Consider the following 6,165-nt stretch of genomic DNA (forward strand, 5'->3'; position numbering starts at 1 on the left):
ATTATGATGCATGAATTAGAAAATAATAGCTATCCAGTTCATAGAGAATACTTAATACAACTCGCAAAAAAATATGGAACTCCACTTTACGTATACGATTCTCAAAAAATAAAGAAACAATATATCAAGATGAAAAATGCTTTTAGTGGTATAAAAAATTTAATTATTAATTATGCCTGTAAAGCTAATACTAATCTTAATATATTAAAATTTTTGCAAAAATTGGGAAGTGGATTAGATACCGTATCTATTCAAGAAGTAGAAATAGGATTAAAAGCAGGTTTTTCACCTAAAAAAATTATATTTACACCAAATTGTGTTTCTATTCAAGAAATCAAAAAGGCTGTAAATTTAGGAGTTAGAATCAACCTAGATAATTTATCCATTTTAGAACAATTTGGAGAACATTATCCTGATTACGCCATAGGAATCAGAATCAATCCACATATTATGGCAGGAGGAAATTCTAAGATTTCAGTAGGACATATTGATTCTAAATTTGGTATTTCTTACTATCAAATCCCTCATATGAAAAGAATATTACAAAATACCGGACTTAAAATAGAAGGATTTCATATGCATACAGGATCTGATATATCAGATATTAAGGTATTTTTAGCTGGAGCAAAAGTCTTGTTTAAAACAGCTATAGATTTTCCCAATCTTAATTATATTGATTTTGGAAGTGGATTTAAAGTACCATACAAAAAAAATGATATAACAACGGATCTAAATTCTTTAAGTCATTCTATTACAGAAAAATTCGAATTTTTTTGTAAAACTTATGGAAGTCAAATTACTTTGATATTTGAACCAGGTAAATTTATAGTTAGTGAATCGGGATATTTTTTAGTAAATGTAAATGTCATTAAACATACTACATCTACTGTATTTGCTGGAGTGGATTCAGGATTTAATCATTTTCTTCGTCCTATGTTTTATGATGCTTATCATTGTATTGAAAATATTTCTAATCCCAATGGTCGTTTTCGTTTTTACACAGTGGTGGGATATATTTGCGAATCAGATACTTTTGGGTTAAATCGAAAAGTTCAAGAAATACGCGAAGGAGATATTTTGTGCATTAAAAATGCGGGAGCTTATTGTTTTTCTATGTCTTCTAATTATAATTCTCGTTATAGACCTTCTGAAGTTATGATTTTTAAGGGAAAAGATTTTCTTATAAGAAAAAGAGAAACAATGCAAGATCTTATGAAAAACATAATAGACATACACATGTAATCTGGAGAGATGGCAGAGTGGTTAATTGCGGCGGTCTTGAAAACCGTTGAGGGTGATACCTCCGGGGGTTCGAATCCCTCTCTCTCCGCCAAGTTTATTATATTTTTTCCAGTTTTTTCATTTGTTTTTCAATACTTTCGTTGGTTATTTTTCTAAATAAAAATTTGGGTTTTCCTAAAACATGTCCTGGGCATAAAATTTCTTCTATGTTTTTTATTTTGTTCCATAAAAAAGTTTTCAACCGAAGCATGTTTAATAATTTTTTTGCCGTATATGGAAGAAAAGGTTCGGATAACTGAGCTAACATACCAACAATCTGTAATGATACATAAAGAATCGTACTAACACGTTTTTCTTTTTTTTTATTCCAAGGTTCTTCTTCTGTTAAATATTTGTTTCCTAATCTAGCTAAATCCATCAAACATGCTAAAGATTCTCTAAATTGATAAGATTCAATCAAATTACCTATATATTTTGGATAATTTTTAATTTTGTTTAATATTTTTTTATCCTTTATAGATAACATGTTAGGATAAGGAACAATCCCTTGATTATATTTTTGTATTAACGTTAGACTTCTATTTACAAAATTACCTAATATAGCGACTAATTCAGTATTATTTTTTCTTTGAAAATCTTTCCAATTAAAATTATTATCTTTTTTTTCAGGCATATTGGCGATGAGAATATAACGAAGCGTATCCTGTTGGTTTGGAAAATCTTTTAAATATTCATGAACCCATACGGCCCAATTTTTAGAAGTAGATATTTTTTTATTTTCAAGATGAAGAAATTCATTAGCCAATATTTTATCTGGAAGGATATATCTACTATTATACGCTTTAAGTATAACTGGAAAAATAATGCAATGAAAAACGATATTATCTTTTCCTATGAATTGAATTAATTTGGTCGTTTTATCTTTCCAATAAGGTTTCCAATCTATTTTTTTTTGTATAGCCCACTCTATGGTCGCAGAAATATATCCTATAGGAGCTTCGAACCATACATATAGAACTTTTCCCGTATCTTTCGGAACAGGAATTCCCCAATTCAAATCTCTTGTTATAGCGCGAGGTTTTAATCCTTGATCTAACCAAGATTTTGCTTGTCCATATACATTCACTTTCCAATCTTTTTTGTGATGAATTAAAATCCATTTTTCCAAAAATTTTTGATATTGATTTAAAGGAAAGTACCAATGTCTAGTTTTTTTCAAAACTGGAAAGCTTCCACTTATAGTCGATTTTGGATCTATTAAATCTTCAGGGTTGAGTGAACTTCCACAAGTTTCGCATTGATCTCCATAAGCTTCTTTATTTTTGCAGTTAGGACATGTTCCATATATATACCGATCAGCTAAAAACTGTTTAGCTTCTTGATCATAATATTGCTCCGATGTTTTTTCAAAAATCTTTTTTTTTTCATAAAGTTTTTCAAAAAAATAAGTAGAAATTTCGTGATGAATTTTTGTAGAGGTTCTAGAATAGTGATCAAATTGTATACCAAAATCATGAAAACAATCTTTAATCATATAATGATACTTATTGACTATTTCTTGAGGAGTTTTTTTTTCTTTTTTAGCTTGTATAGCAATAGGAGCTCCATGTTCATCCGATCCACATATAAAAATAACATCTATTTTTTTTCGTCTAAGATAACGAACAAAAACATCTGCAGGCAAATAAACTCCGGCTAAATGTCCTATATGAATTGGTCCATTTGCATATGGTAAAGCAGCAGTAACTGTATATTTATTTGATTTTTTCATAAGTATAAAAATTTATATATGAATAATAATAAAAAATTATTTTTAATTGACGCATATCCCCTTATTTATCAGAGTTATTATGCTTATAAACATAAGCCACTTTTTACTTCTAAAGGACTTAATACTTCGCCTATCATAAATTTCACATATTTTTTAATGAACACCTTAAATAAGGAAAAGCCATCTTATATGGCTACTATTTTTGATTTCAGTCAAGGAACTTCTTTTAGAAAAAAAGAATATGACAAATATAAAGCGCATAGAAAAAGAACTCCAGATGCTATTTGCATGGCTATTCCTTATATTATAAAGATTTTAAAAACTTTTCAAATTTCTTTTTTTTATGCTCCCAACGGATATGAAGCTGATGATTTTATCGGAACAATAGCTAAAAAAGCGGAACATAAAGGATATATTATTTATATAATCACTTTAGATAAAGATTTTTATCAATTGATAACAGAAAATATAAAAGTTTATATTCCACCTTTTAGAGGAAACCCCCCAAAAATATTAGGGGTCGAAGAAATCCAAAAAAAATTTGGGGTGAATGATCCCAAACAAGTGATAGATTTATGGAGCATGATGGGAGATCCTTCTGATAATATACCAGGATTACCAGGAGTGGGGATAAAAAATGCCATAAAATTTATTAAAAAATATGGAAGTATTGAGAAATTATTCAATTCCATTCATGATCTTAACGGAAAAATTCAAGAAAATATTGAAAAAAATAAAAATTTAGGTATTTTATCAAAAAAATTAATAACTATCGTAACTAATATTCCTTTCTTTTCTTTTCATGAAGAGAATTTTTATGTCAAAAAACCAAGCTGGCATTCTATAAAAAAAATATTCATAGAACTTGAATTTATAAGATTATTAAAAAAAGCTTATGAATATTATACATTTAAAACAAAAGAATAATTTTATTTTTTTATATAAAATTTATGTTTTTTTACATAATCCCAAACTTCTGCATGAAGCATAGGCTTCATATTTTTTCCTTCTTGAATAGATTTTCTAATAAAAGAAGAAGATATTTCAATAATTGGAGCTTTCAAAAAAATTATGTTATCCTTTTTGTACTTAAAAACAGGATAGGGAAAAAATACAATTCTAGGATAAACTAAAATATCATATTTATTTAAAATCATTTTATAATTTTTCCATTTTTCTAAAGAAAAAAACGAATCTTTTCCTAAAAGAATATAGAATTGATTACTAGGATATTTTTTTTCTATATTGTAAAGTGTATGAATTGTATAAGAAGGAAAATATCCGTATTCGATATCCAAAACACTCATTTTTTCATAATTATTAACAGCTATTTGAACCATTTCGATTCGATGTTCATAATCTAAAAGATTCTTTTTTTTTTTAATGGATTTTGTGGAGAAACTATAAACCAAACATAATCTATATCTAAAAATTCTGTTATATGATTAGCAATAATTGTATGTCCTAAATGAATCGGATTAAAGGATCCAAAATAAAGTCCAATTTTCATACTGATCAATCAAATAAAAAAAATACCGAGCCTACAATATATCTATTGTATCTCGATATTTTTATGATTTTTATGAAATCATTTTAATACGATAACTCAATCCCAAAATAATAAAATGATTATTATTATTTTTTTCTTTCATTTGATCTAAACTATAATTTACTATTTGGTTTTGATATGAAAGATTAAAACTAAGATCATTATTTTTTATGATAGGAAGAAATTCGATCCCTCCATAATAAGTATATGCTTTTTTAAACAATTTATTTTCTCCTAAAATATCATTATTTCCTTTTTTAGAAGTACCGATTTCATATACTCCTTTAGCAATTAAATTCCATTTTGGAATCAAGTTGTATTTTAATTTTACTAAATAAGTTCCATATTTGACAGAGGCAGTATAATTATAATTCGGATTCAAGGATCGTAAAATTTTTGTTATATCCCCATTTTTTTCTATGTCTTCATCGCTCAATATATAGTCAGCTTCTATAGAAAAAGGTTTCAAGTTCAATTTGCTACCTAAAGCTAATAATTTCCAAAATTTTTTATTTTCATTTTCTTGAAAAATAGAATAGGACCATCTATTTTGTATAATTTTATTATTATTATCTAGTAAACTCCAATTCCAATTCACAGAATAACCCATAGGATAATTTACTTCTTGAACCATATTTTCTTCCTTTTTTTTCATACTATTACTATTGATCATTTGAAATTGTAACTCATGATCTTTTATGGGGATATAAATAAAACTGAATCCGACATAATTTTCATTACTTTTGTATACATGCGGATAACGGTATCTATTTTCATATAAACCACTAGCATATTCCATACTTCCAAAAGCAAAAGGTTGTTTTCCAAACAACAAATAAAGTTTATCATTCCACTTATATTTTAAATAAGCTAAATCAAGCATTTCAGAATTTTCTGTTTTTTTCAACAACTGTTTTTCAAAATGATAACTTATTTTATCATTTGCCTTTCCAATCACTTTCAAATTTAAAGAATCTTCAGAAAAACGAGAGCTTTCATATAATTCTTGTTTTACTGTAGAATTAAGACTACTAGAAAAATCTAAAAATATGTTTAAATGAGGATTTTCATCTGTCGTTTTTTTTTGTTTTATAATTTCTGCAAAATTACGAAAAGGATAAAAAAATCCTAAAAAAAGAATAAGAAAAATAATTTTTGTTTTTTTCATTTTTTTAATTTTATTATTCCATCATAATATAATAAATTTTCCAGTATAAAAAACTTTTTTTTAAACCTGACAAATAGTTTCAAAAAAGATTAAATTTTTTAAAATGGATATAATAAAAAAAAAAAAAATAATAAATAAAAAGTAAATTTTTAAAATAATTTTTTTTTTTTTTTTTTTTTTTTTTTTTTTTTTTTTTTTTTTTTTTTTTTTTTTTTTTTTTTTTTTTTCCAAAGATTGTAAAATGTCATCATCATATTTGGATGCCCAGTTTTGGCTTCCCTCTTCACTTATAATGGAATAATTTGTGTGGTGGGGACTTCCATCTATTGCTGTTGTATGTTTAGGTTGTGAACTATGTTTGAGAGTCGTAATCCATTTTGGAAATCTTTGTTGTATTTATGATGTGCTTGAGTTCTATTGTTATGAGGAATCTCA

General features: G+C 26.2%; 4 protein-coding genes, 1 tRNA gene and 1 pseudogene. 3 read left to right on the forward strand and 3 right to left on the reverse strand.

Annotated elements, in window-relative coordinates; translation table 11 throughout:
• The first annotated feature begins 3 nt into the window (after window positions 1–3).
• Window positions 4–1,242 carry a diaminopimelate decarboxylase gene (gene lysA / locus H0H66_RS01540; RefSeq protein WP_185857706.1) on the forward strand — a complete coding sequence of 413 codons (1,239 nt, stop codon included), beginning with the start codon at window positions 4–6 and terminating at the stop codon, window positions 1,240–1,242.
• 3 nt (window positions 1,243–1,245) lie between these two features.
• Window positions 1,246–1,333, forward strand: a tRNA-Ser gene (locus H0H66_RS01545).
• A gap of 6 nt (window positions 1,334–1,339) precedes the next feature.
• On the opposite strand, the gene metG is transcribed toward H0H66_RS01545, so the two are convergent.
• Window positions 1,340–3,013, reverse strand: coding sequence for a methionine--tRNA ligase (gene metG / locus H0H66_RS01550; RefSeq protein ID WP_185857707.1), 1,674 nt, complete (start codon window positions 3,011–3,013; stop codon window positions 1,340–1,342).
• Between the two features lie 18 nt (window positions 3,014–3,031).
• On the opposite strand from metG, the gene H0H66_RS01555 reads away from it, so the two are divergent.
• Window positions 3,032–3,940, forward strand: coding sequence for a 5'-3' exonuclease (locus tag H0H66_RS01555; RefSeq protein WP_185857708.1), 909 nt, complete (start codon window positions 3,032–3,034; stop codon window positions 3,938–3,940).
• 2 nt (window positions 3,941–3,942) lie between these two features.
• Here the strand turns inward: H0H66_RS01555 and nadD are convergent.
• Both nadD and H0H66_RS01565 read right to left on the reverse strand, forming a co-directional pair.
• A pseudogene (nadD, locus tag H0H66_RS01560) lies at window positions 3,943–4,523 on the reverse strand (nicotinate (nicotinamide) nucleotide adenylyltransferase).
• A 70-nt stretch (window positions 4,524–4,593) separates the two neighbouring features.
• Window positions 4,594–5,730 (reverse strand): porin, encoded by a 1,137-nt coding sequence (locus H0H66_RS01565; protein WP_185857709.1) that lies wholly within the window; start codon window positions 5,728–5,730, stop codon window positions 4,594–4,596.
• Window positions 5,731–6,165 lie beyond the last annotated feature (435 nt).

Origin of the sequence: Blattabacterium cuenoti (assembly GCF_014251595.1) — a bacterium.
GTDB classification, from domain to species: Bacteria; Bacteroidota; Bacteroidia; order Flavobacteriales; family Blattabacteriaceae; genus Blattabacterium; species Blattabacterium cuenoti_Q.

Coding starts and splice junctions, on each gene's coding strand:
- H0H66_RS01565 (WP_185857709.1), bottom strand. CDS start 5,730: ATGAAAAAAACAAAAATTATTTTTCTTATTCTTTTTTTAGGATTTTTT.
- metG (WP_185857707.1), bottom strand. CDS start 3,013: ATGAAAAAATCAAATAAATATACAGTTACTGCTGCTTTACCATATGCA.
- H0H66_RS01555 (WP_185857708.1), top strand. CDS start 3,032: ATGAATAATAATAAAAAATTATTTTTAATTGACGCATATCCCCTTATT.
- lysA (WP_185857706.1), top strand. CDS start 4: ATGATGCATGAATTAGAAAATAATAGCTATCCAGTTCATAGAGAATAC.